At 71.2% G+C, this 22,852-nt stretch carries 21 protein-coding genes; 4 read left to right on the forward strand and 17 right to left on the reverse strand.

Going from position 1 to position 22,852, the window contains the following annotated elements; all coding sequences use genetic code 11:
- Positions 1-147 precede the first annotated feature (147 nt).
- Positions 148-1,338: a glycosyltransferase gene (locus L3078_RS35680; protein ID WP_239758049.1), complete on the forward strand. Its 1,191-nt coding sequence runs from the start codon at positions 148-150 to the stop codon at positions 1,336-1,338.
- Between the two features lie 237 nt (positions 1,339-1,575).
- Positions 1,576-2,520 (forward strand): CDP-alcohol phosphatidyltransferase family protein, encoded by a 945-nt coding sequence (locus L3078_RS35685; RefSeq protein WP_239758050.1) that lies wholly within the window; start codon positions 1,576-1,578, stop codon positions 2,518-2,520.
- An 89-nt stretch (positions 2,521-2,609) separates the two neighbouring features.
- Here the strand turns inward: L3078_RS35685 and L3078_RS35690 are convergent, their stop codons facing one another.
- The gene (locus L3078_RS35690) at positions 2,610-4,898 is read right to left on the reverse strand and encodes an MMPL family transporter (RefSeq protein ID WP_239758051.1); all 2,289 of its coding nucleotides are present in this window, start codon (positions 4,896-4,898) and stop codon (positions 2,610-2,612) included.
- A 236-nt stretch (positions 4,899-5,134) separates the two neighbouring features.
- Between L3078_RS35690 and L3078_RS35695 the strand changes: the two genes are divergently transcribed.
- A complete protein-coding gene (locus tag L3078_RS35695; protein WP_239758052.1) occupies positions 5,135-5,683 on the forward strand; it encodes a DUF1697 domain-containing protein in 549 nt (182 codons plus the stop codon).
- Between the two features lie 77 nt (positions 5,684-5,760).
- Positions 5,761-6,426: a TIGR03086 family metal-binding protein gene (locus tag L3078_RS35700; RefSeq protein ID WP_239758053.1), complete on the forward strand. Its 666-nt coding sequence runs from the start codon at positions 5,761-5,763 to the stop codon at positions 6,424-6,426.
- Here the strand turns inward: L3078_RS35700 and L3078_RS35705 are convergent.
- From L3078_RS35705 to sbnA, 16 genes are all read right to left on the reverse strand, one after another.
- On the reverse strand, positions 6,408-7,151 hold the full coding sequence (locus tag L3078_RS35705; protein ID WP_239758054.1) for a sirohydrochlorin chelatase: 744 nt from the start codon (positions 7,149-7,151) through the stop codon (positions 6,408-6,410). The two genes, L3078_RS35700 and L3078_RS35705, sit on opposite strands and share 19 nt — an antisense overlap.
- A 5-nt stretch (positions 7,152-7,156) precedes the next feature.
- The gene (locus tag L3078_RS35710) at positions 7,157-8,071 is read right to left on the reverse strand and encodes an ABC transporter permease (RefSeq protein ID WP_239758055.1); all 915 of its coding nucleotides are present in this window, start codon (positions 8,069-8,071) and stop codon (positions 7,157-7,159) included.
- On the reverse strand, positions 8,058-8,846 hold the full coding sequence (locus L3078_RS35715; protein WP_239758056.1) for an ABC transporter ATP-binding protein: 789 nt from the start codon (positions 8,844-8,846) through the stop codon (positions 8,058-8,060). Before L3078_RS35715 ends, L3078_RS35710 begins: the two co-directional genes overlap by 14 nt.
- A gap of 36 nt (positions 8,847-8,882) precedes the next feature.
- The gene (locus L3078_RS35720) at positions 8,883-9,992 is read right to left on the reverse strand and encodes an aliphatic sulfonate ABC transporter substrate-binding protein (protein WP_239758057.1); all 1,110 of its coding nucleotides are present in this window, start codon (positions 9,990-9,992) and stop codon (positions 8,883-8,885) included.
- 235 nt (positions 9,993-10,227) lie between these two features.
- Complete coding sequence (locus L3078_RS35730) at positions 10,228-11,562, reverse strand: sulfate adenylyltransferase subunit 1 (protein WP_239758059.1); 1,335 nt, start codon at positions 11,560-11,562, stop codon at positions 10,228-10,230.
- A gap of 2 nt (positions 11,563-11,564) precedes the next feature.
- Entirely contained in the window at positions 11,565-12,503 is a 939-nt protein-coding gene (gene cysD / locus L3078_RS35735) for a sulfate adenylyltransferase subunit CysD (RefSeq protein ID WP_239758060.1), read from the reverse strand.
- Positions 12,500-13,045 (reverse strand): adenylyl-sulfate kinase, encoded by a 546-nt coding sequence (gene cysC, locus L3078_RS35740; protein WP_239758061.1) that lies wholly within the window; start codon positions 13,043-13,045, stop codon positions 12,500-12,502. Before cysC ends, cysD begins: the two co-directional genes overlap by 4 nt.
- A 74-nt stretch (positions 13,046-13,119) precedes the next feature.
- A complete protein-coding gene (locus L3078_RS35745) occupies positions 13,120-13,890 on the reverse strand; it encodes a phosphoadenylyl-sulfate reductase (RefSeq protein WP_239758062.1) in 771 nt (256 codons plus the stop codon).
- On the reverse strand, positions 13,887-14,066 hold the full coding sequence (locus L3078_RS35750; protein WP_239758063.1) for a hypothetical protein: 180 nt from the start codon (positions 14,064-14,066) through the stop codon (positions 13,887-13,889). Before L3078_RS35750 ends, L3078_RS35745 begins: the two co-directional genes overlap by 4 nt.
- Positions 14,063-15,754 carry a nitrite/sulfite reductase gene (locus tag L3078_RS35755; protein ID WP_239758064.1) on the reverse strand — a complete coding sequence of 564 codons (1,692 nt, stop codon included), beginning with the start codon at positions 15,752-15,754 and terminating at the stop codon, positions 14,063-14,065. The genes L3078_RS35750 and L3078_RS35755 overlap by 4 nt, the downstream gene beginning before the upstream one ends.
- 171 nt (positions 15,755-15,925) lie before the next feature.
- Positions 15,926-16,009, reverse strand: coding sequence for a putative leader peptide (locus tag L3078_RS44815; RefSeq protein WP_309474722.1), 84 nt, complete (start codon positions 16,007-16,009; stop codon positions 15,926-15,928).
- Between the two features lie 92 nt (positions 16,010-16,101).
- A complete protein-coding gene (locus tag L3078_RS35760; protein ID WP_239758065.1) occupies positions 16,102-16,683 on the reverse strand; it encodes a GNAT family N-acetyltransferase in 582 nt (193 codons plus the stop codon).
- A gap of 58 nt (positions 16,684-16,741) precedes the next feature.
- A complete protein-coding gene (locus L3078_RS35765) occupies positions 16,742-18,178 on the reverse strand; it encodes a hypothetical protein (RefSeq protein WP_239758066.1) in 1,437 nt (478 codons plus the stop codon).
- 191 nt (positions 18,179-18,369) lie between these two features.
- A complete protein-coding gene (locus L3078_RS35770) occupies positions 18,370-19,710 on the reverse strand; it encodes a helix-turn-helix domain-containing protein (protein ID WP_239760592.1) in 1,341 nt (446 codons plus the stop codon).
- Between the two features lie 374 nt (positions 19,711-20,084).
- Positions 20,085-21,728: an acyl-CoA dehydrogenase family protein gene (locus tag L3078_RS35775; protein WP_239758067.1), complete on the reverse strand. Its 1,644-nt coding sequence runs from the start codon at positions 21,726-21,728 to the stop codon at positions 20,085-20,087.
- A 110-nt stretch (positions 21,729-21,838) separates the two neighbouring features.
- Positions 21,839-22,849: a 2,3-diaminopropionate biosynthesis protein SbnA gene (gene sbnA / locus L3078_RS35780; protein WP_239758068.1), complete on the reverse strand. Its 1,011-nt coding sequence runs from the start codon at positions 22,847-22,849 to the stop codon at positions 21,839-21,841.
- Between the last annotated feature and the right edge of the window lie 3 nt (positions 22,850-22,852).

Below are 22,852 nucleotides of genomic sequence, written 5' to 3' on the forward strand. Positions count from 1 at the left end.
GTGTCTTTCAGGCCCGCAGGGCCTGGTTTTTTAGGGGCGCGGGGAACTGCGCGAGAAGCCCCACCGGAGCCGCACTCGACAACGAACCCCCAACGGCAACCGCCAAAGAAGTTGCACGAGACGTCTCGTCTCGCGTACCGTCGGCGCATGACCTCACACATCGCCATGTTCTCCATCGCCGCCCACGGTCACGTGAACCCGAGCCTCGAAGTGATCCGCGAGCTGGTGGCGCGCGGGCACCGGGTCACGTACGCGATTCCGCCCGCCTTCGCGGAGAAGGTGGCCGAGACCGGGGCCGAGCCGAAGCTCTGGCGTTCGACGCTGCCCGGCCCCGACGCCGACCCCGAGGCGTGGGGGAGCACGCTCCTCGACAACGTCGAGCCCTTCCTGGAGGACGCCATCCAGGCCCTGCCGCAGCTCGTCGAGGCTTACGAGGGCGACGAGCCCGACCTCGTCCTGCACGACATCACCTCCTACCCGGCGCGCGTCCTCGCCCACCGCTGGGGCGTCAAGGCGATCTCCCTCTCCCCGAACCTGGTCGCCTGGACCGGCTACGAGGAAGAGGTCGCCGAGCCCATGTGGGCCGAACCGAAGAGGACGGAGCGCGGCAAGGCGTACTACGCCCGCTTCCAGGCCTGGCTGGAGGAGAACGGGATCACCGAGCACCCCGACCCCTTCGTCGGCAGGCCCGCCCGTTCCCTCGTCCTCATTCCGAAGGCGCTCCAGCCGAACGCCGACCGGGTCGACGAGAGCCGCCACACCTTCGTCGGCGCCTGCCAGGGCGACCGCTCGGCGCAGGGCGACTGGCAGCGGCCGGCCGACGCGGAGAAGGTGCTGCTCGTCTCGCTCGGGTCGGCCTTCACCAAGCAGCCCGACTTCTACCGCGCATGCGTGAAGGCCTTCGGTGAGCTGCCCGGCTGGCACCTGGTGCTCCAGGTCGGCCGGCATGTCGACCCGGCGGAACTGGGGGAGCTCCCGGCCGGGGTGGAGGTGCGGGACTGGGTGCCGCAGCTGGCGGTCCTCCGGCAGGCCGACGCGTTCATCACCCACGCGGGCGCCGGTGGCAGCCAGGAAGGGCTCGCCACCGGCACCCCGATGGTCGCCGTACCGCAGGCCGTCGACCAGTTCGGCAACGCCGAGATGCTCCAGTCGCTGGGCGTCGCCCGCCATCTGCCCAAGGAGGAGGCGACCGCCGAGACCCTGCGCGAGGCGGTCCTCGCCCTCGTCGACGACCCCGAAGTGGCGCGCCGGCTCAAGGAGATCCAGCAGGAGATGGCGGCCGAGGGCGGTACCCGACGGGCCGCCGACCTCATCGAGGCGGAACTCGGAACCCCCTGATAGCGGGGCAAGCCGGTTGGTTCCACGTCCATCGTGAAATCACGGCACTTTTCAGGTCACGATCAGGTCACTCAATAACGCTCAGGTAACGCCCGGTCCGCGCGGAACGCGCACTGACTCTGTTAACGGGTTCGACCGTTACCCCCTCCGAAAGGTTGCGTTCGGCGGTTCTTGTGCCTCGGGTGAACGACTTCCAAGCTGAGGATGAACTCATTTCGAACGCCAGGAAGTTGACCCATGCGCCGAGACATACCCGACCTCGCGGAAGTGCGCCGCGTCACCCAGAAGAAGCGGGACGCCTGGTGGACCGTGCTGCTCGTGGACCCGGTCGCCACCCCCCTGGTGCGGCTGACCGCGAAGTACACGAGGATCACGCCCAACCAGCTGACCTGGGGCGCCTTCCTGCTGGGTCTGGTCTCGGCCGCGTTCTTCGCGCTGGGCGACTGGCGCTGGCTGATCGCCGGCGCCGTCGTCTACCACCTGAGCTTCATCCTCGACTGCATGGACGGCAAGGTCGCCCGACTCACCGGCCAGGGCTCCGTGTTCGGGGCCTGGCTCGACTTCGTCTTCGACCGCGTCCGGGTCGCGGCGTGCTCCATCGCCCTGATGGCCGGGCAGTACCAGCGCACGGGAGAGACCTTCTACATCTGGCTCGCCGCCGCCGTCATCGGCTGCGACGCGCTCCGCTACATCAACTCGCTGGAGACCTTCAAGGTCCGCCACACCATGCGCAAGCAGATCAAGGCCCGGCTCCGTGAGGCCCGTCGCGCCGAGAACGAGCGGGAACTCGCCTTCATGGAGGACCTGCTGCGCGAGAACCCCGAGGCCGACATCGAACAGGACCTGCGCTCGGCCGCCGCCGAGGTCACCCAGGCCGCGCCGCAGGCCCAGGTCGTCGACCTGCACCAGGAGTTCCGCCGCCGCTTCCCCCTCTATCTGCGCGTCCGGTCCTTCCTGCTGCGCCACCGGGTCCGCCCCCATCTGATCAGCGGCATCGAGTTCCAGATGGGCGTCTTCATGATCGGCCCCTTCGTCGACTCGGTGATGACGGCGACCATCGTCTCCGGCGTCCTGCTGCTCGTCTTCGAACTGGCCATCGTCTACAAGCTGTTGCTCTCCACCCGCGACTTCACCCGCACCCTCGACTCCTTCGACCGGGGAGACGTCGCCGCGGCGGCCTGACGGGAGCGGGTAGGGACATCGAGGTGGGCCGGGACGACGTCGCCCCGGCCCACCTCCGCGCTCGGCCCACCTCCGCGCTCAGGCCCCGATCAGACCCGTACCCGCTCGTCCCGCGCGTCCCGGCCGGTCGGCGGCAGCGGCGTCGGCTCCGGCGACTCGTCGTGGGTGAGGTCCGGCATCCGGTGCAGCCACTTCGGCAGATACCAGTTGCGCTCGCCGAGCAGGGCCATCACCGCCGGGAGGAGCACACCCCGGATGATCGTCGCGTCGATGAGGACGGCGGCCGCGAGGCCCACGCCCATCTGCTTCATCGACTGCATGGACAGCGTCCCGAAGATCGCGAAGACGGCGACCATGATGACGGCGGCGCTGGTCACGACCCCGGCCGTGGTGACCACCCCGTGCCGGATCGCCTCCTTCGTCGTACGGCCCCGCAGCCGCGCCTCACGGATCCGCGAGACCACGAACACGTGGTAGTCCATCGACAGCCCGAACAGGATCACGAACAGGAACAGCGGCAGCCAGGTGATGATGGCGCCCACGCCCTCCGCGCCCACCAGCGAGGCACCCCAGCCGTGCTGGAAGACCGCGACGAGGATGCCGTACGCGGCGCCCACCGACAGCAGGTTCAGCACGATCGACGTCGCCGCGATCGTCAGCGAGCGGAACGACAGCAGCATCAGCAGGAAGGCGAAGACCACGACGAAGGCGAAGACCGGGACGACGGAGCCGACCAGCTGGTCGTTGAAGTCCTGGTTGCCCGCGACCTGCCCGGTGACCGGCGCCTCGACGCCCTCCACCTTGCCGAGCGTGGCGGGCCGCACCTCGTCGCGCAGCCTGTCCAGGCTCGCGCCCGCCTTGTCCTGGTCGGACCCGCCGACCAGCGGCACGTACACGAACGCCACGTTCTGCGCGTCGTGCACCTTGATCTCCACCGGGCCGCGCGAGGCACCCGAGGCGACGGCCTCCTTCTTGAACTCGGCCAGCGCCGACCGCACCTCGGGTGCGTTGATGTCCTTGGCCTTCACCACCACCTCGGCCGGCTCGGAACCGCCCGGGAAGGCCTCGTTGACCCGGTTGTACGTCTGCACGATCGGCAGCGAGTCCCCGAACTCCTGGTCCAGCGTCAGGTTCTGCGTCTTCATCCCGAGCGCGGGCGCCGCCACGGCGAGCAGCGCACCGGTCGCCACGACCAGCGACAGCGCCGGCTTGGCGAGCACGACCCTGAGGACGGCGTTCCAGAAACGGCTCTCCGCACCACCGTCTCCCGCACCACCGTCGCCCGTACGGCCGTTCTTCCGCCGCTTGTCCGGGTGCAGGAACGGGATACGGCCCTTCTCCACCCGCCCGCCCAGCAGCGACAGCAGCGCCGGCAGCACCGTGACCGAACCGACCATCGCGACGGCCACGACCATCAGGGACGCCAGGCCCATCGCCTCGAACTCGGCGAGCCCGGTGAACAGCATGCCCGCCATCGCCACGCACACCGTGACGCCCGAGACGATGATGGCGCGGCCACTGGTCGCGGCGGCCACCCGCAGCGCGGTCCCCGCGTCCCGGCCCGCCGCGCGCTCCTCGCGTTCACGGCGCAGATAGAACAGGCAGTAGTCGACGCCGACGGCCAGACCCACCAGCAGCATCACGGAGTTGGCGGTGTCGCTCATCGGGATCACATGGCTGACGATGGCCATCAGCCCCATCGTCGCGACGATCGCCGTGATCGCCAGCGCCACCGGCAGCAGCGCCGCGACGACCGCGCCGAACGCGATCAGCAGGATGCCGAGCGCCACCGGCACGGCCGAGTACTCGGCCTTCTGGAAGTCGTCACCGAAGGCGTCGTCGAACGTCTTCATCATCGAGGCGCCGCCGATCTCCTCGATCCGCAGCGACCCGTGCTCCTTCTGGACGTCCGCGACGGCGTCCAGCACCGGCTCGATCCGCTCGCCCGCGGTGTCCGAGGCACCCCGCACGTCGAACTGCACCAGGGCGCTGCGGCCGTCCTTCGAGATCGTCCCCGTGTCGTACGGCGAGGTCACGTCCGCGACCTTCCCGGTCCGCTCGACGGCCTTCATCACGTCCGCCACGGCGGCCCGGAACGCGGGATCCGTGGCCCGGGCGGCGTCGTCCTTCGCCTGGACCAGGACGGTCTCACCGGCCGGCTCCTCGATCCCGGCCTCCTCGACGATGTGCGCGGCCGCGCTGGTCTCCCCCTTGAGCTGATCGCTGTCCTTGACCTCGACCGAGCCCATCGCCGAGCCGATGCCCATCGTCAGCACCACGAACAGCAGCCAGATCCCGACGGCCGCCCAGCGGTGCCGGGCGCTCCAGCCGCCCGCCCGGGCGGCGATCCCCCGCACCCGTACCTCTCCGTTCCCCATGACGGGCCAGCCCCCTCGCCTGCGATGGCGACCCCCTGCCGCCACCTTTCGTTTCGAAGGTATGAGCCGGATAAGGGCATCTCGTCGTGCTCTCCGGTGAACCCCGCCGCCCACGGGTCCTCCGCTCGGACCCCGCTCCCTCCTCATGAGGGAGGACAGTGGCCCCTTACACCCATCCCGGGTTCTCGGGGCCGAACCTCAGGGTGGTGCCGCCGTCCGGTGCCTATCGTGAGCCCATGACGACGTACGCGGCGCTCCTGCGCGGGATCAACGTGGGCGGCAGCAAGAAGGTCCCGATGGCCGACCTCCGCGCCCTCCTGACCGGCCTCGGCCACGACGGTGTGGCCACCTACCTCCAGAGCGGCAACGCGGTCTTCACCAGCGACCACGGCGACGAGGACTCCCACGCCGCCGAGATCACGACCGCCATCGAGACACACTTCGGCTTCACCGTGGACGTCCTTGTGCGCGACCACGCGTACCTGGAGGCCGTCCGGGAGGCGTGCCCGTTCCCGGCGGCGGAGCTGGAGGGCAAGCAGCTGCACGTGACGTATCTGTCGGAGACCGTGGACGCTGGCCGCTTCGAGGGGATCGACCAACAGGCGTTCCTGCCCGAGGAGTTCAGGATCGGGGACCGGGTGCTGTATCTGTACGCGCCTGACGGCCTCGGTCGCTCCAAGCTCGCGGAGACCCTGTCGAGGCCCCGCCTCCTGAAGGGCCTGACCGCCACGACCCGCAACTGGAACACGGTGGTGAAACTGGCGGAGCTGACGCGGGCCGGCTGACCGGATCCGCGTATTCGCCTCTGCTCGCGTCGCGTTTGTTCAAGAGGTCCGGGCGGGCCGTCCCTAGCGTGGTCCGTATGAGCCACGACGACAGCACGCACCCGCACCACCGGCAGCATCCGCACCACCCGTACATGGCCGAATGCGCCGCCGAGGCGGCCCGGATCGCCCGGGGCGTCACGCCGGAGCAGCTCGACCGTCCCAGCCACTGCGGTGACTGGGACGTCCGTGCGCTGGTCAACCACTGGGTGCTCTACACCTCGCACGGCCTGGAACACCGCGCCCTGCGCACGCCCCTCCCCGAGGAGCTGACCGAGCGGGACTTCACCGCCGGCCCCGACTGGGCCGACGCCTACGCCGCCCAGCTGGACCGCGCGGTCGCGGCCTGGGCCGACCCGTCCGTGTGGGAGGGGGACATCGACCTCGGCATGGGCCCGTTCCCCGCCGCCGGCATCGCCGGCATGGTCATCAAGGAGATGGCCGTCCACGGCTGGGACGTCGCCACCGCCACCGGCCAGAGGTTCGCCATCTCCGAACCGGCCGCCCGCTTCGTCCTCGACGTCGTCGAGACCCACGGCGACCTCTACCGCCAGTACGACGGCTTCGCCGCCCCGGTCCCGGTCCCGCCCGACGCGCCGGTGTTCGACCGGGCGTTGGCGTCGAGCGGACGGAACCCGCGGACGGCCGCGACCCGAGGCGGTGCCACGGGGACGCCGACAGCGACTCAGGCCGCGGTCAGCTGATCCTGTCGGAGCGCGGCGGTGTACCGGCGCAGCAGCAGCGCGGCCAGTTCGGGGGCGGGGCCGAGCACCTCGGCCAGGACGTCCGCGCCGGACTCGTCCGCCCCGGCGGCGATCCGGTCCGGCAGCCGGCCGGGCGCGATGACGTAGGGCGCCACGGCCACCCGCGCGCAGCCGAGCGCCCGCAGCTCCCGTACGGCGTCCTCCGTGCGGGGGAGGGACGCGGAGGCGAACGCGGGTCGCACGGCGCACCAGCCGGTGTGCCGCCACTCCCGCGCGATTGCTGCGATCACCGCGATCGCCTCCGGGTCGGTGGACCCCGCCGAGGCCAGCACGACCCCGGTCGAGGACTTGTCGGCGGGGCTCAGCCCCGCCTCGTACAGCCGGCGTTCGAGGGCCGACAGCAGCAGGGGCGACGGGCCGAGCACCTCCGCCTGGCGGACGCGCAGACCCGGCGGCGCCTCGCGCAGGACCGCCGGGATGTCCGCCTTGGCGTGGAAGGCGCGGGTCAGCAGCAGCGGCAGGGCCACCACGTCCCGTACGCCCTCCGCCGCCAGTGACTCCAGCGCCCCTTGGACCGAGGGGAGGTTGAAGTCCAGGAAGCCGGTCTCCACGCGCAGCCCGGGGCGCATCGCCCGCACCCGCCGCACCAGGGCGTGCACGGTCGCGGCGTGCCGCGGATCGCGGCTGCCGTGGGCGACGACGAGGAGGACCGGCTCGTTGAACATGGGGATCAGCTCTTCACCAGCAGGCCCCGGCCGCGCAGGACCCGCCGCTCCAGCGGGCTGAAGAGCAGCAGGTCGATGGCGATACCGACCAGCAGGATCAGGAAGATGGCGAGGAACACGGTGGCCATGTCGATGTTGGTGCGGCCGTTCTCCAGCAACTGGCCGAGACCGACGCCGAGATCGGGGTGGCTGGCGATGATCTCCGCCGCCATCAGCGAACGCCACGAGAACGCCCAGCCCTGCTTCAGACCGGCCAGATAGCCGGGCAGCGCGGCCGGCATCACGATGTGCCAGGCGCCCTGCAGTCCGGTGGCGCCCATGGTGCGGCCCGCCCGCAGATACAGCGGGGGCACCTGGTCGATGCCGGAGACCAGCCCGTTGGCGATCGAGGGGACCGCGCCGAGCAGGATCACCGCGTACATCATCCCGTCGGTCAGACCCAGCCAGACCACGGCCGGCGGCACCCACGCCACCGACGGCAGCGACTGCAGCCCCGAGAGGATCGGACCGATCGCCGACCGCACGAACCGCACACGGGCGACCAGGATGCCGAGCGGCGTGCCGATCGCCAGCGCGATCAGGAAGCCGAACAGGCCGCGCGAGACACTCGTCCAGACGTAGCCGAGCAGCTTGCCTTCCAGCCAGGCCTGCTCCGCCGCGTCCCACACGGCGGACGGCGGGGGCAGCTTGCCCGGGTCGGAGACGACGCCGAACGACACCAGTCCCTGCCACACCGCGAGCACCAGCACGATCGCGGTGATCGGCGGCACGATCTTCTGCCGGAACGTCTGGCTGAAGGGGGGCCGGCCGGTGCCGGGCGTCTCCAGGGCGTCGAGGCCCGCCTCCACGGCGCCGAGCCGGTCCTGGTCCCCGGCCGGGGCGTCGATCGTGTCCGTCGCCTTCGTCTCACTGCTGGCCATGGCGGCGGATCTCCTCACGAAGGACATCGGTGATCTCGAGGGACAGCTCCGCCACCGGAGCGTCCTCGATACGGCGGGGCTGGGGGATGTCGACCTGCCACTCCCGGGCGATCCGGCCCGGGCGCGAGGACAGCAGCACCACGCGCTGCGCCAGCCGCACCGCCTCGCGCACGTTGTGCGTGACGAACAGGACGGAGAGCTGGGTCTCCTCCCAGATCCGGGCCAGCTCGTCGTGCAGCAGGTCCCGGGTGATCGCGTCGAGCGCCGCGAACGGCTCGTCCATCAGCAGGAGCTTGCTCTCCTGACCGAGGGCCCGCGCCAGCGCCACCCGCTGCCGCATACCGCCGGACAGCTCGTGCACCCGCTTGCCGTACGCGCCCTTCAGCCGGACCAGGGAGAGCAGGTCCTCGGCGCGCTCGCGCCGTTCGTTCTTCGGAATGCCCCTGAGCTTCAGGGCGAGTTCGATGTTCTTGCCCGCGGTCAGCCACGGGAACAGGGCGTGCTCCTGGAACATCAGAGCGGGGCGCCCGTCGGTCGTGATGCTGCCCTGGGACGGGGCGTCGAGCCCCGCCACCAGGTTCAGCAGTGTGGACTTGCCACAGCCCGAGGCCCCCAGGAGGGTGACGAACTCGCCCGGAGCGACATCGAGGGTGATGTCGTCGAGCACGAGCTGCTGCCCTGTCGGCCCGGCGAAGGACTTCGATACGTGCTCGATACGGGCCGCGTGTTCGGCGGCCCCGATGCCGTCGGCGGCCTTGGCGAGTGCGGTGGCCATGGTCGTCACCTCCTGGGAACGTGGCGGACTACGCGGTTACTTGGCGCCGAGACCGGCGTCGTCGACCTCGGGCTCGCCCTCGGCCTTCAGGACCTTGTTGAGGATCGACAGGTCGTAGATGCCGTCGAGCAGCGGGTCCTTCAGCAGGCCGGCCTTGACCGCGTGGTCCGCCTCGGTCTGCAGGGTGGACGCCAGCGGGTCGTTGGTGAACTGGATGGACGTCCACGCCGGGTCGAGGACCTTGGCGTCCAGCGCCTTGCCGGAGTCCTCCTTCAGCCGGGCGTTGGCCGCCTCCTTCGCCTTGTCCGTGTCGGAGTTGATGAAGGCGTTCGTCTTCACCGCGCCCCGCAGCACGGCCTCGACGACCTTGGGGTGCTCCTTCAGGAAGTCCTGCCGCACGATGATGTTCGTGATCACGAACTTCTTGTCCGGCCACAGGTCGGCCTCGTCCAGCAGCACCTTGGCGCCCTCGGCGACCAGCTTGGACGCGGTCGGCTCCGGCACCCAGGCGCCGTCGATCGAGCCCGACTTGTAGGCGTCCGGGACGATCTTGTTGTCCGTGCGGACCACGGAGACGTCGCCCTTGCCGCTCTCGGCGTCGACCTTCCAGCCCTGCTCGGCGATCCAGTTGAGGAACGCCACGTCCTGCGTGTTGCCCAGCTGCGGCGTCGCGATCTTCTTGCCCTTGACGTCCTTCAGGGACTTGATCTTGTCCGGGTTGACGACGAGCTTCACGCCACCGGAGGCCGAACCGCTGATGATGCGCAGGCCCTTGCCCGCGGACTTGGTGTAGCCGTTGATGGCCGGGGAGGGGCCGATCCAGCCGATGTCGATCGACTTCGAGTTCAGCGCCTCGATCTCGGAGGGACCGGCGTTGAAGATCGCGTACTCGGCCTTCGTGGCGCCGAGCTCCTTCTGGAAGATGCCCTCCTGGCGGCCGACCAGAGCGGTGGCGTGCGTCAGGTTGCCGAAGTAGCCGATCTTGACGGTGTCGAGACCCTCGATCTTCTCGGCGCCGGCGGCGACCTTGGTGGTCTCGTCGTCCTTGGCCTCGGAGCCGTAGCCGCAGGCGGCCAGGGTGAGCAGGGGGAGAGCGGTGAGGGCTGCGAAGGTGCGCCGGAATGCGGCGGAGCGGTGTGCAGGCACGGGAGGTGGTCCTCTCGGAGGCCCGGCGGTCACGAACTCGTCTGTCGTGGCCGGGAAGTCAGGAAAAGGGTCTTCGTCGCAACCGGGACGTCGGGTGGGGGGACGGGGCGCGCAAGCGGTGCGCGTACGTCATCGCACACATCGCGCCACTCCGCCCTGCCCGCTCCCGAGGGCGCCGCTGCCCACACGGCCGCCCTCCTTCGCGAACGTCGCGTAGAAGTCCTGGAGGTTCATGTCAGAAGTCCCACCCGTCGTCCTCGGACTCGTCCTTGACGGGCTCCGGGGAGGCGAACGACTCGCCGACCATGCCGGCCGTCAGCGTCGTGCCGTCGGACGGGTCGATCAGGATGAAGGAACCGGTGCGGCGGGAGTCGGCGTAGGAGTCGACCGGCAGCGCCTCCGCCGTACGGACCTTCACCCGGCCGATGTCGTTGGCGACGAGCTGTCCCGGGTGCGGGTGCAGGGACAGGTCGTCGAGCGTCAGCCGGGACGGGATGTCCTTGACGATCGCCTTGACCGTGCGGGTGCCGTGCTTGAGCAGCACCCGGTGGCCCACCGTGAGCGGCTGGTCCGCGACATGGCAGACAGTCGCCTCGATGTCCTGCGTGGTCGCCGGGGCGTCCTTGCTGGGCACGATGAGGTCGCCGCGCGAGATGTCGATGTCGTCCTCCAGCAGGACGGTCACCGACTGGGTGGTCCAGGCGACGTCGACCGGCTCGCCCAGCAGGTCGATGGCGGAGATCTTCGACGCCCGGCCCGACGGCAGCACGGTCACCGACTCGCCGACGCGGAACGAACCGGCGGCGATCTGGCCCGCGTAGCCACGGTAGTCGGGGTGCTCTGCGGTCTGCGGCCGGATCACGTACTGCACGGGCAGCCGGGCGTGGCAGTGGCTCAGGTCGTGCGCGACCGGCACCGTCTCCAGGTGCTCCAGCACGGTCGGGCCGCCGTACCAGTCCATGTTCGCGGACGGCTCCACCACGTTGTCACCGGCCAGCGCCGAGATCGGGATCGCGGTGATCTCCGGGACGCCCAGCTCGGACGCGTACGCCGTGAACTCCTCGGCGATGCGCGCGAAGACCTGCTCCTCGTACGCGACGAGGTCCATCTTGTTGACGGCCAGGACCACGTGCGGCACCCGCAGCAGCGCGGCGATCGCGGCGTGCCGGCGGGTCTGTTCGACGACGCCGTTGCGCGCGTCGACGAGGATCACCGTCAGCTCGGCGGTGGAGGCGCCGGTGACCATGTTGCGGGTGTACTGCACATGGCCGGGGGTGTCGGCGAGGATGAAGCGGCGGCGGGCGGTGGCGAAGTAGCGGTACGCCACGTCGATGGTGATGCCCTGTTCGCGCTCCGCGCGCAGGCCGTCGGTGAGCAGCGCGAGGTCGGGGCCCTCCTGGCCCCGGCTGGCGGACACCCGTTCCACGGCCTCCAGTTGGTCGGTGAGGACCGACTTGGAGTCGTGCAGCAGACGTCCGACCAGGGTGGACTTGCCGTCGTCGACGGAACCCGCGGTCGCGAACCGCAGCAGCGTGGTGGCCGAGAGCTCCTCGGCGGTGAGCGTGCTCATGGCTAGAAGTACCCCTCGCGCTTACGGTCTTCCATCGCGGCCTCGGACATCTTGTCGTCGGCGCGGGTCGCGCCCCGCTCGGTGAGCCGGGAGGCGGCGATCTCGGTGATCACGGCGTCCAGCGTGGTCGCGTCGGAGTCGACGGCGCCCGTGCAGGACATGTCACCCACGGTCCGGTAGCGCACGAGGCGCTTCTCGACGGTCTCGCCGTCCTTGGGGCCGCCCCACTCGCCGGCGGTCAGCCACATCCCGGCCCGCTGGAACACCTCGCGCTCGTGGGCGAAGTAGATCTCGGGCAGTTCGATGCCCTCGCGGGCGATGTACTGCCAGACGTCCAGCTCGGTCCAGTTGGAGAGCGGGAAGACACGGACGTGCTCGCCGGGGGCGTGGCGTCCGTTGTAGAGGTTCCACAGCTCGGGGCGCTGGCGGCGCGGGTCCCACTGGGAGAACTCGTCCCGCAGCGAGAACACCCGCTCCTTCGCGCGCGCCTTCTCCTCGTCGCGGCGGCCGCCTCCGAAGACGGCGTCGAACTTCTCCGCCTGGATCTTCTCGGTGAGCGGCAGGGTCTGCAGCGGGTTGCGGGTGCCGTCCGGGCGCTCCTTGAGGACACCACGATCGATGTAGTCCTGCACGGACGCGACGTGCAGCCGCAGCCCGTGCTCGGCGACCGTGCGGTCGCGGTACTCCAGCACCTCGGGGAAGTTGTGCCCGGTGTCCACGTGCAGCAGGGAGAAGGGGATCGCGGCGGGCGCGAAGGCCTTCAGCGCCAGGTGCAGCATGACGATGGAGTCCTTGCCGCCGGAGAAGAGGATCACCGGCCGTTCGAACTCGCCCGCGACCTCGCGGAAGATGTGGACGGCCTCGGACTCCAGCGCGTCCAGGTGCGACAGGGTGTACGGGGTGCCGGTCTCCCCGGAGACGGAGGCGACGGTCGTCGTCATGCCAGACCCCTCTCGGTGAGCAGCTGGTGGACCAGCGCCGCGGACTCCTGGACCGTCTGGTCCTGCGACTCGATCCGCAGGTCCGGGGTCTCGGGGGCCTCGTACGGGTCGTCGACCCCGGTCAGCCCGGAGATCTCACCGGCCGCCTGCTTGGCGTACAGGCCCTTCACATCGCGTACGGAGCACACCTCGACCGGAGTCGCCACGTGCACCTCGACATACGCGGCGCCGCTCGCCGCGTGCCGCTTGCGGACCGCCTCGCGGCTGTCGGCGTACGGCGCGATGACCGGCACGAGTGCCTTGACGCCGTTGCGGGCGAGCAGGTCGGCGAGGAAGCCGATGCGCTGCACGTTGGTGTGCCGGTCGGCGCGACTGAAGCCGAGGTCCGCGGTGAGGAACTCGCGGATCTCGTCGCCGTCGAGGACCTCCACGAGGTGGCCCTCCGCGCGCAGGCGGCCCGCGAGTTCGTAGGCGATGGTGGTCTTGCCGGCACTCGGCAGACCCGTGAGCCAGACGGTGGCTCCGGTGGCTCCGGTCGTCACTTGGTTCTCCTGGTTCGTCGCGGGAGCACGGCCCGTCCCGGGGCCGGTGTTCCCGACGGTCTCGGCTGTCTCGGTCACAGGTGCAGCCCGCACTCGGTCTTGGAGTTGCCCGCCCAGCGGCCCGCCCGCGCGTCCTCGCCGGGGGCGACCCGGCGGGTGCAGGGGGCGCAGCCCACGGAGGTGTAGCCGTCCATGAGCAGGGGGTTGGTGAGCACGCCGTGCTCGGCCACGTACGCGTCCACGTCGTCCTGCGTCCAGCGGGCGATCGGGGAGATCTTGACCTTGCCGCGCTTCTCGTCCCAGCCGACGACCGGGGTGTTCGCCCGGGACGCGGACTCGTCGCGGCGCAGGCCCGTCGCCCACGCGTCGAAGCGGGTCAGCCCCTCTTCGAGCGGCTTGACCTTCCGCAGGAAGCAGCACAGGTCGGGGTCGCGGTCGTGCAGCTTGGGGCCGTACTCGGCGTCCTGCTCGGCGACCGTCTGCCGCGGCGTGATCGTGATGACGTTGACGTCCATCACGGCCTCGACGGCGTCCCGGGTGCCGATGGTCTCCGGGAAGTGGTAGCCGGTGTCCAGGAACACGACGTCGACGCCGGGCCTGGCCCGGGAGGCGAGGTGCGCGACGACCGCGTCCTCCATGGAGGAGGTCACGCAGAAACGCTTGCCGAAGGTGTCCACGGCCCACTGGAGGATCTCCAGGGCCGAGGCGTCCTCCAGATCGCGGCCGGCCTGCTCGGCGAGCGCCTTGAGCTCGGCGCGCTTGGCCGCGTCCGGGTCGGTCGCGTCCTGATCGGCCGCGTCCGCCTGGGACGCGGATGTATCGGAATCCGCCTGAACGGCAGTCATATCTGATCCCCTCCGCTGTCGGCTCGCTGAACCCCTCGGGCCAACAGCCCGAGGAACTTCAACTGGAAGGCTCGATTGCAGGCCCCGCATTCCCACGCGCCGTGTCCCTCTTCGTTCGGGCGCAGGTCCTCGTCACCGCAGTAGGGGCAGTAGAAGGGCGCGGCACGCTCGCTCACGACAGGGCCTCCTCGGAAGCGCGCGTGACCCATGCGGCGAAGCGCTCGCCGTCCTCGCGCTCCTCCTGGAAGCGCTTGAGCACGCGCTCGACGTAGTCGGGGAGGTCGTCGGCGGTGACCTTCAGGCCGCGCACCTTGCGGCCGAAGCCGGCCTCCAGGCCGAGCGCGCCGCCCAGGTGCACCTGGTAGCCCTCGACCTGCTCGCCCTGGTCGTTGAGCATGAGCTGGCCCTTGAGACCGATGTCCGCCACCTGGATACGCGCACAGGCGTTCGGGCAGCCGTTGATGTTGATGGTGATCGGCTCGTCGAACTCCGGGATCCGGCGCTCCAGTTCGTCGATCAGCAGGGAGCCGCGCGCCTTGGTCTCGACGATGGCGAGCTTGCAGTACTCGATACCGGTGCAGGCCATCGTGCCGCGCCGGAACGGCGACGGGTTGACGGTGAGGTCCAGCGCCTCCAGGCCGGCGACCAGCGAGTCGACCTGCTCCTCGGTGACGTCGAGCACGATCATCTTCTGCTCGACCGTGGTGCGGACCCGGCCGGAGCCGTGCGCCTCGGCGAGGTCGGCGATCTTCGTCAGCGTGGTGCCGTCCACCCGGCCGACGCGCGGGGCGAACCCGACGTAGTAGCGGCCGTCGTTCTGCTGGTGGACGCCCACGTGGTCGCGCCAGCGGGCCACCGGCTGGTCGGGCGCCGGCCCGTCGACCAGCTTGCGCTTGAGGTACTCGTCCTCCAGGACCTGGCGGAACTTCTCCGTGCCCCAGTCGGCGAGCAGAAACTTCAGCCGGGCGCGGGTGCGCAGCCGCCGGTAGCCGTAGTCACGGAAGATCGAGATGACGCCCTCGTAGACGTCGGCGACCTCGTCCAGCGGGACCCAGGCGCCGAGCCGCTGCCCGATCTTGGGGTTGGTGGACAGGCCGCCGCCGACCCAGAGGTCGAAGCCGGGGCCGTGCTCGGGGTGGCGGACACCGACGAAGGCGATGTCGTTGATCTCGTGCGCCACGTCGAGCAGCGGCGAGCCGGAGATCGCGGACTTGAACTTGCGGGGCAGGTTCGAGAAGGCGGGGTTGCCGATGATGCGCCGGCTGATCTCCTCCATCGCGGGCGTGCCGTCGATGATCTCGTCGGCGGCGATCCCGGCGACGGGTGAGCCGATGATCACACGCGGGGTGTCACCGCAGGCCTCGGTGGTGGACAGGCCTACGGCCTCCAGCCGCTCCCAGATCTCGGGCACGTCCTCGACGCGGATCCAGTGGTACTGCACGTTCTGCCGGTCGGTGATGTCGGCCGTGCCGCGCGCGAACTCCTGCGAGATCTCGCCGATCACCCGCAGCTGCTGGGTGGTCAGCCGACCGCCGTCGATGCGCACCCGCAGCATGAAGTACTTGTCGTCCAGCTCCTCCGGCTCCAGGATCGCGGTCTTGCCGCCGTCGATGCCGGGCTTGCGCTGGGTGTAGAGACCCCACCAGCGCATACGGCCGCGCAGGTCGTTGGGGTCGATGGAGTCGAAGCCGCGCTTGGAGTAGATCGTCTCAATGCGTGTCCGCACATTGAGACCGTCGTCGTCCTTCTTGAACTGCTCGTTGCCGTTCAGCGGGGTGAAATGACCCGCGGCCCACTGGCCCTCGCCACGGTGACGGCTCACCTTGCGGCGGGGCGTGGCGGGGTTCTGCGGGGTGGCGGCCATGGTGTGTATGTCCTTCGGGAAAGGCGTGGAAGCGGCTCTGACCCGCGCTTGCGCGCGCATGCGGGCACACGCGGGCAGCGTGTGCGACGCCTGCGCGTCCTTGCGCGGGCTGAAACAGAGGGAGGGTGCGGCGCTGTCGCCCGGGGTCGTCCAACCCCTCGCGGGTCGGGCTCAGCTCACCGGACAGATGGCGCTGGACATGCGGCCGAGGTCGACGTGCCGCCGACTCACCAAGGCAATTCCAGTTCCAGACATGACGGAAGCGTGGCACGCCTCTTTAGACCGAGTCCACCGTCATCCACATTCCGGACAAGGATGTCTCGCATCGTGAGACGATGTGATGTGGGTCATGGTGTGGACGGGGCCGCGCCGGGCCAGGGTCCCGGCGCCGTCGCGTCGGGCTCCTCCGTCACCTTCGTGTCGAACAGGGCGAAACCCCGCCGCAGGTAGTTCGCCATCGCGTGCTCCCCGTCCCGGGAGCAGGTGTGCAGCCACACCCGCTTGGTCGGCGGCAGCCCCGGCCACCGCTCGGCGAGGTCCCAGGCGCGGGCCGTGCCGTACGACAGCAGATGCCCGCCGATGCGCCGCCCCCGGAACCCCGGGATCAGCCCGAAGTAGACGATCTCCACGACCCCGCCGTCCTGCGGCTCCATCTCCACATAACCGGCGGGCGTGCCCCGGTCGTAGGCGACCCAGGTCTCCACGCCCGGCCGCTCCAGATGCTCCCGCCACCGCTCGTACGACCACGACAGCCGGTCGATCCACAGGACGTCCCCGCCGACCGAGGCGTACAGGAAACGGCTGAACTCGGGGGAGGGGACCTCGGCGCGCACGATGTGCACGCCGTCGCCCTCGGGCGCCGCGGCGGGAAGCAGATCGCTCGGCGAGGTCTGCTCCAGGGACCAGGTGGTGACGGTACTGCTGCTCATGGGCCCAGGGAATCACGCGCCCCGGCCCGCCTCCAAGGGAGGGCCGGGTTCGCCCGAGCTAGTCGATCGTGTCCTCGACGTCCGACAGTTTCACCGCGTACAGGACCCGTTCCGGAATGGGGTCGGTGAGGGTCCAGAGTTCGCCGGTTTCCGGGGAGTAGGAGAGGGAGGAGGTGTGCCGTCCCCAGCAGGCGTACGACCGGAGGTCCGACTTCTCGGCGGACGTTCCCGCCGGGCACTTCGTGGCCTCGGCGCCGTTCTCGTCCTGGCGCCAGAGCGTGCCGTGGCTCTCGCGGTCCTCGGCAGTCTGGTCGACGTAGTAGGAGCCCCGGTGGGCGAGGACGCCTTCGACACCGGAGGCATCGGTCTCGTACGCCTCGGTGGCGACGGCGGCGTGGTCGCGGCCCGTGGTGGTGAGCAGGCCGGTGCGGTCGCCGGTGATGTCGAGGGCGTAGCGCCAGACGCGGGCGGGCCGCTCCCCGCCCGGCCGGGACCGCTCGCTCGCGACCACGGTGGGCGGGGTCGACGTCCGGTCGAGGGAGAGCGAGCCGAGGCAGGGCACCCCGTCGCCGTCCCGCGCGTCACAGCCGCCGCCCCTCGACGGGGTGTAGGAGGCGACCGCCGGCAGCGCGTACCGGTAGTGGTGGGCCGACCAGCCGTCGCCGGACCTGCCGATCGCCTCGCTGTCGGTCACGTCGGCGCGGAGGAACCGGGCCAGGTCGAACACGTACAGGGAGTCGTCCTGCCCGCCCCGGCTCCGCGGCCCCCGGGCGGTGACGATCAGCTTGTCCTCGTACCAGGCCATGCCGCCGAGCCGGGCGCGCAGCCCCTCGAAGCCCCGCTCGCCGGCCGTCGGCACGACCAGCAGAACCCAGCGGTATCTCAGGTTCGCCGGATCACTGGCGTCGACGAACGCGACCCTCGCGAGCCCCTGGTCGCCCGCACCGCCGCGCCCCGCACCGTCGGCGCGGGTGGCGTCCGCGCGGGCGTCGCCGTCGGACGTGGTGCCGACCGCGGGGGAGCCGCTCCCGGCGCCGCTGTGCGTCCAGCCGGACGCGATCACCTGGTTGTTCCGGGACGTGGTGACCGAGCGGGGGACCCACCGGTCGTCGACCGCGTCACCGGGCTCCCAGCAGTACGCCCGCGCGGCCGCCGGCTCGACGGGCAGATTGTCCTTCTCGGTGCTGAAGCAGTCGGCCTCGGCGCGCATGGCGTGGTTCGCGCTGCCCAGCACCTCGTCGAGATCGACCCCGCCGCCCATCTCGTCGGTGAGCGTGCGCAGCCCCGCCCCGTCGGTCAGGGTCTCCCGGAGCTGGAGCGCGCGCAGCTCACCGGCCGAGGTGAGCGAGGAGAGGGCGCCCGGCGTCTCGCCGCCCGCCGCCTGCGACGTGCTGATCAGGGTGGCCGCCGCCGTGAGCGCCAGCGCGGTCCCCGCCAGGGACGCGCGCAGCGCACGCCCCCTTCTGCGTCGACGGTGCCTGCCGCGGTGCTTCATGAAACCTCCCGGGGACGGCCAACTGCCTACCGAGAACAAGATCTTGACGGAGAGGCAGGTGGGGCGGCCTGGCAGCGATGCTACGTCAGTGGGACACGTGTCACGCCGAGGTCCCGCGAAATACAGGGAGATCCCTCACCCCGACACCATGATCCGCTCACCGGTACGGAGGTTGGGAGTTCGGCGGGGGATCACAGGTTCGGCCCGGCCCGCTCGTGCCCCGCACGCCCGTCCGCCCCGAGGAGGCCACCCGGCGCACCCCCCGCAACCCCGCTCCGCGCCCGCACCACCCCCGGCGCCACCGAGTGCGGCAACAGGTCCAACGGGCTCTCGGGCAGCAGGACTTCGACGTCGGCGCGCTCGGTGAAGCGGTACGGCCGATGGTCGAGGAAGGGACCGAGATAGCGGCGCACCCGCGACATCTCGGCGCGGATCGTGACGGTGCGCGCGGGGTCCCCGAACATGTCGTCGGCGAGCGCGGAGGCGCTGCGCCCACCCCGGTGCAGGGCCAGCAGGTACAGGAGTTCGGCGTGGCGCGGGGTGAGCTCATGGGTCCAGGAGCCCGCGCAGCCGGCGACGGTGACCGTCCAGCCGCGCGGGTGGGACACGTCCAGGGTGATGTGCGTGGCGGCCGTGGCGGACGCCGGCTCCGCCACGGGCCGTATCAGCCAGCCGGCGGGCAACGGCTCGACGATGCACGGGCCGAGCGCGGGCAGCCGGCACCGGCCGGGGGAGAGGGACTTGGGCAGGGCGATCCGGCTGGTGTACGGCATGCCGGTGACCGCGGCCGTCCAGCCGTCCCGGTCGACGGCGATCGCGCGGCCCCCGATCCGGGCCAGCACCGGGGCCGCCACCGCCCGTAGCTCTTCGAGCGAGATGAGGTGTAGCTCCCGCAAGTGCGCCTGGGCGAGCTTGGCGACCGAGTCGACGAGCGCGAGGGTGGAGGGGTGCAGGGTCTCCAGGGGGCCGCTGATGTCTACCGCGCCGAGGAGCCGGCCGTCGCGCGGGTCGACGATGGGGGCGCCGGTGCAGGTCCACGGGTGCAGGGCCCGCACGAAGTGCTCGGCGGAGAACACCTGGACGGCGCGCCGGGAGACCAGGGGCGTGCCGACGCCGTTCGTGCCGACGACCTCCTCGCGCCAGTCCGAGCCGATGCCCAGCCCTTGCCCGTCCGCCTTGCGCAGGACGGCCGTACTGCCCTCGCGCCACAGCACCCGGGCGTCCGCGTCCGCGACCATCATGATGTGCTGCGTGGTGTCCGCCAGGGAGAGCAGCCCCTCGCGGAGCACCGGCAGGACATGGCGCAGCCGCGAGGTCCGACGCCGCCGCTCGACCTCGTCCCGGCCGAGGAGGTCGGACCGGAAGTCGTGGTCGGGGTCGACGCCACCGCGCACCGTCCGGCCCCAGGACTCCCGGATCGCGGGGCGCGGGGCCGGTTTCGAGGGCCGTCCGTCGAGGGTGGAGGCGCGCACCTCGCCGAGGACCCGGGCCGCCCGGGCGGCGTCCGTAGCGGTCAGCCGTGTGACTTCCATCGGCGAGTGCGGCACACGTTCCTCCCGGCAGGCCGGTCCGCTCCCCGGCCCCTGGTGGCCGAGGAAGTCCGGATCCGCGCGACGGCGTTGACTGCGGGTCTCCCAGTGTGCCGCTCTTCGGCCACGGAGGGGCGTCCTCCGGCCACAGAGCGCCGACGAGTTGCAACCCCCTGCAACCCTGGCGGACCGCCCCGTGCTCCTTGAAACTTGTTCAACGTCGCCCGCTACGGCGTCTGGGCTCCGCTCCAAGGGGCCACAGAAGCGGGGGTGGTGCCGTGTCGGCGCAGCACCACCCCCGCGTCGGACGGCCCGGTCGCACCACCCGAAAGAGCGGGCGCCCGCCGCGCGGCAGGATGTCCCCCGTACGGCTGCGCTCAGCCCACCGGACGTGCCCGTTCCACCACCGACGCCAGGTCCAGGGTGTGCGGCAGCGTGCCGAAGGCCGTGCCCCAGTCGCCGCCGAGCCGGGAGGCGCAGAAGGCGTCGGCGACCGCCGGGGGCGCGAACCGCGTGAGCAGCGCGCCCTGGAGGACGAGCGCCAACCGCTCCACGAGCCGCCGCGCGCGGGCCTCGACGCCGTCCAGATCCGCGAGTTCGGTCAGCAGGCCCTTGATCGCGCCGTCGAGCCGGTGGTCCGCGCCGCGCGCCCGGCCCACCTCCCGCAAGTAGGCGTCCAGGGCCCGCGGTTCGCGCTGCAGGGCGCGCAGCACATCGAGCGCCTGGACGTTCCCGGCGCCCTCCCAGATGGAGTTGAGCGGGGACTCGCGCAGCAGGCGCGGCATGCCGGACTCCTCGACATAGCCGTTGCCGCCCAGGCACTCGGAGGCCTCCACCACGAGCGGGGCGCAGCGCTTGGTGACCCAGTACTTGGCGACCGGCACCGCGAGCCGCAAAAACGAGCGTTCGTTCTCGTCGCCCGCCTCCGCCGCGTCGTACGCCGCCGCCAGCCGCATCGCCAGCGTCGTCGCCGCCTCCGACTCCAGCGCCAGATCGGCCAGCACGTTCCGCATCAGCGGCTTGTCGACCAGCCGCCCGCCGAACGCCTCCCGGTACGTGCAGTGATGCACCGCCTGCGCGACGGCCTGCCGCATCAACGAGGCCGCGCCCAGCGCGCAGTCCAGCCGGGTGGCCGCCACCATCCCGATGATCGTGCGCACCCCCGCCCCCTCGTCCCCGACCCGGCGCGCCCACGTCCCGTCGAACTCGACCTCCGCGGAGGCGTTGGACCGGTTGCCCAGCTTCTCCTTCAGCCGCTGGATGCGGAACACGTTCCGCGAGCCGTCCGCCAGCACCCGGGGCACCAGGAAACAGGTCAGCCCGCCCGGAGCCTGCGCCAGCACCAGGAACCCGTCCGACATCGGCGCCGAGCAGAACCACTTGTGGCCCGTCAGCTCGTACGTCCCGTCCTCGGCCAGCGGCCGCGCCGCGCTGGTGTTGGCGCGTACGTCGCTGCCGCCCTGCTTCTCGGTCATGCCCATCCCGAAGAGGGCGCCGGCCTTCCGGTCGGCGGGCCGCATGTCCCAGTCGTAGAGCCGCGACGTCAGCCGGGGCTCCCACTCGGCGGCCAGCGCCGGGTCCGTCCGCAGGGCGGGCACCGCCGCGTGGGTCATGGACAGCGGACAGCCGTTGCCGGCCTCGACCTGGGTCCACACCACGAACGCCGCCGCGCGTCGCACATGACCGCCGGGCCGGTTCCAGGCCGCTGTCAGGCCCGCCGACACCCCCTTGCCGAGCAGCCGGTGCCAGGACGGATGGAACTCGACCTCGTCCACCCGGTTCCCGTACCGGTCGTACGCCCGCAGCTTCGGCGGGTTCTCGTTCGCGAGCCGCCCCCACTCCTGCACCTGCGCGGAGCCCGCCGTGCGGCCGAACCCCGTCAGCTCGTCCCGCGCCTCCTCCAGGACCTCCGGCGCCAGATGCCGCTCGACCGCCTCCGCCAGCACGGCGTCGGCGCCGAAGACGTCGTAGTCCACCAGGGGCGGAGCCTGATTGGTCACTTCGTGGGTACTCGATGCCATATCCGGAACGTACCCCTCGGTATCGCGTCGTCACGGTGACGCTCGCCGGTCTTCGGGGCAGGTGTCCGGCGCCGGAGTGGAGCGTCCGGCGCCGGAGCGTGCGCCGCGGTTCAGACGGGTGTCGCGAGCTCGTCCGTTCCCAGGTCGCCCGTGCCGAACTGCTCCTCCGGGTCGAGCACGGCCTCCCCGTACTGCTCCAGCGGCCAGCCCGGCCGGTAGACGGTGTCGAGGTAGCGTTCGCCGAGGTCCGGGGAGAGCGCCACCGCCGTGGTGTCGGGCGAGCCGTTGCGGCCCAGCCACTCGGCGGCGCCGCTGACGACCGTGCCCGTGGAGCCCCCGAAGAGGAAGCCCCGGCGAGCCATGCGGTGACAGGTCCGTACGGTGTCGATCTCCTCCACCCGGACGACGTCGTCGACGTAGGACGCGTCGAGGAGCGGCGGGGTCACGCTGGTGCCGAGCCCCGGGATCATCCGGCGGCCCGGCGCCCCGCCGAACGCCACCGACCCGACACTGTCCACGGCGACGATCCGCACCCGGCGCCGCCGCTCCCAGAACCACTGGGCGCAGCCCATCAGCGTCCCCGAGGTGCCGACGCCCACGAACAGCACGTCCAGCCGCGGGAACTGCCGGGCGATCGCGGGCGCGGTGGTGCGGTAGTGCGCCCGCGAGTTCGCCTCGTTGGTGTACTGGTCCAGCCACACGTACCGCGGGTCGGTGGCGCACAGCGCGCGGACGTACGAGATCCGCGCCCCCAGGAAACCGCCGTGCGGATCCGGCTCGGAGATGACGTGCACCCGGCTGCCCAGCGCCTCGATCACGCGCCGGGTCTGCGGATTGCACCGGGAATCGGTCACGCACAGAAACCGGTAGCCCCGGCTCGCCGCGATCATGCTCAGGGCGACGCCCAGATTGCCGGACGACGACTCCACGAGCGTCGACCCCGGCCCGAGACGCCCCTCCCGTTCGGCCGCCCGCACCATCTCGGACGCGGCCTTGAGCTTGATCGAGCCGGCGAAGTTGAACCCCTCGCACTTCAGGAAGAGCCTGTGTCCGACGATCTGACGCAGATCGACGTACAGCTCCTCCTCGTTGAAGTCCGTGGGAACGGATATGACTGGCACCGC

The sequence above is a fragment of the Streptomyces deccanensis genome (genome assembly GCF_022385335.1).
GTDB lineage: Bacteria > Actinomycetota > Actinomycetes > Streptomycetales > Streptomycetaceae > Streptomyces > Streptomyces deccanensis.